2 protein-coding genes are annotated in these 2,191 nt (G+C 53.6%); both read right to left on the reverse strand.

Annotation, left to right across the window (positions count from 1 at the left end; genetic code table 11):
* Positions 1–27: 27 nt before the first annotated feature.
* Positions 28–1,122 (reverse strand): redox-regulated ATPase YchF, encoded by a 1,095-nt coding sequence (ychF, locus tag QZL66_RS02140; RefSeq protein ID WP_022410117.1) that lies wholly within the window; start codon positions 1,120–1,122, stop codon positions 28–30.
* A gap of 406 nt (positions 1,123–1,528) precedes the next feature.
* Positions 1,529–2,191: GH25 family lysozyme (locus QZL66_RS02145; RefSeq protein ID WP_293601778.1), on the reverse strand; the 663-nt coding region annotated here is incomplete at its 5' end.

A 2,191-nucleotide genomic window follows, 5' to 3' on the forward strand; every position in this document is an offset into this window, starting at 1 on the left:
CGTGTATACGCTTGTGAAGACAGGTTCTTACACGTTAAAACGGAACAGCACGATATCGCCGTCCTGCATCACATACTCCTTGCCCTCCAGACGAACCAGACCTTTTTCCTTGGCAGCAGCCATGGAACCGCATGCCATAAGGTCATCGTAGGAGACAATTTCCGCCCGAATGAAGCCCTTTTCGAAGTCGGTGTGGATTTTTCCGGCTGCCTGCGGTGCCTTGGTGCCCTTGGTGATCGTCCACGCACGCACTTCCTGCTTTCCGGCAGTCAGATAGGAGATCAGACCCAGCAGCGAATAGCCCTCCCGAATGATACGGTTCAGACCGGATTCCTTCAGCCCCAGATCCTCCAGAAACATTGCCTTGTCCTCTGCGTCCATGTCGGCGATATCCTCTTCGATCTTGGCACAGATGGGCAGAACCGCAGCATGCTCTGCCTCGGCGATCTTCCTGACCTCCTGATAGTGCTCGTTCTTGTCCACGCCGCTGCGGAAATCCTCCTCGCTCATGTTGGCAGCATAGATGACCGGCTTGGCAGACAGCAGGGGCATGTCATGGATCCAGCTCAGCTCGTCCTCGGTAAAGTCGAAGCCACGGGCAGACTTGCCCTCTTCCAAATGCGCCTGCAAACGCTCCAGAAAATCCACCTGCGCCTGAAGCTTCTTATCGCCCTTCAGCGCCTTTTTGGTGCGGTCAATGCGGCGTGCCACCATCTCCATGTCCGAGAAGATCAGTTCCAGATTGATGGTTTCGATGTCCGACGCCGGATTGATTCTGCCGTCCACGTGGATGATGTTGTCATCCTCAAAGCAGCGAACCACATGCACAATGGCATCCACCTCACGAATGTCGCCGAGGAACTTGTTTCCCAGTCCCTCGCCCTTGGAAGCGCCCTTGACCAGACCGGCAATGTCCACAAATTCCAGCGTTGCCGGCGTAAACTTGTCCGGCTCGTACATCTCCGCCAGCTTGTCCAGACGGCTGTCCGGCACGGAGACAATGCCCACGTTCTTTTCAATGGTGCAGAACGGGTAGTTGGCAGATTCTGCGCCGGCATTGGTCAGCGCATTGAACAGGGTGCTTTTTCCCACGTTGGGGAGTCCCACCATACCTAATTTCATAGCAATTTCAATCCTTTTTCTATTTTTCTACGGCTGCTGCCGAAACACACTTAATATATAGTATAGCACGATACCGAACGGATGTCAAGATTCCGTTCCGGCAAAAACGCAAATCCATTCCGCCGTAAAAAACAGCAGCGCCACGGAATCCCTCCGCAGCGCTGCACCATTTTCCACATGTTCTTCCGCAAATGTTTAAAACTCGCTTCACAGGACACGTGTATCCATTTGTGAAAACGAGTTCTTAGAGCTTGTGTTCATAGGAAATACATGCGGATTTTCGAGCAAATTTTTTGCAGACAAGGCAAAAATTTGCAGGCATACTTTCGTATGGCAAGAATTTTTCACGCAGTATGCAACAAAATTTGCCGAAAAGACGTAGATAGACGCCTGTGAACACGAGCTCTTAAACTTCCCGGAAATTATCCACGCTCACATAGCCGGTGACGTACTTGCCAGCCGGCTTTTTTTCGCAGAATTCCGCTCTCGTGGTGACCCGAAAGCGTCCCAGTCCGCACGGCACACCATCATAAATATAGTATACCCCCTTGGGCAGGTATGCTGCCGGCGTTGCCGATGTGTCATTGGCGAAGAGCTGGGTCTTCTCCTTATCAAGCTGCACCCGCTGCCCTGCTTTCCAGTCGTACCGCAGCTTTTCCGGCGCTGCGCCGTATCCGTTCAGCTTTTTTCCGGAAATGATTGCGGCGTAATCGGTGTAGCACTCGTTCAAATCCACATTTCCGCCAATGCCGTCCACGCTGCCGGTGCTGGAATACTGCCACATGCCGTGCTGTCCGGCATAGTCCGTTTGCTTCACGCCGTAGTGCGCCACCCAGACGGCATACCGTTTCCGCAGTTCCTCCGTCAAACAGTTCTCCAGATGAGACTTGCTGGAATAGATTCCGACGAAGTATCCCGCCTGTTCCACCGTTTCCAGAAACGCCTGCGCAATTGCTGTACAGGCAGCCCTGCCCAGCGCCAACGCACGCCGTTCCTCCAGATCGAAATAGACCGGAAATGCGAACGATTTTCCACGCAGCACCCGCAGGCAGACGGCAGCCTCCTGCCG

Source organism: Ruminococcus sp. CAG:330, assembly GCF_000437175.1.
Taxonomy (GTDB): domain Bacteria; phylum Bacillota; class Clostridia; order Oscillospirales; family Ruminococcaceae; genus Ruminococcus_C.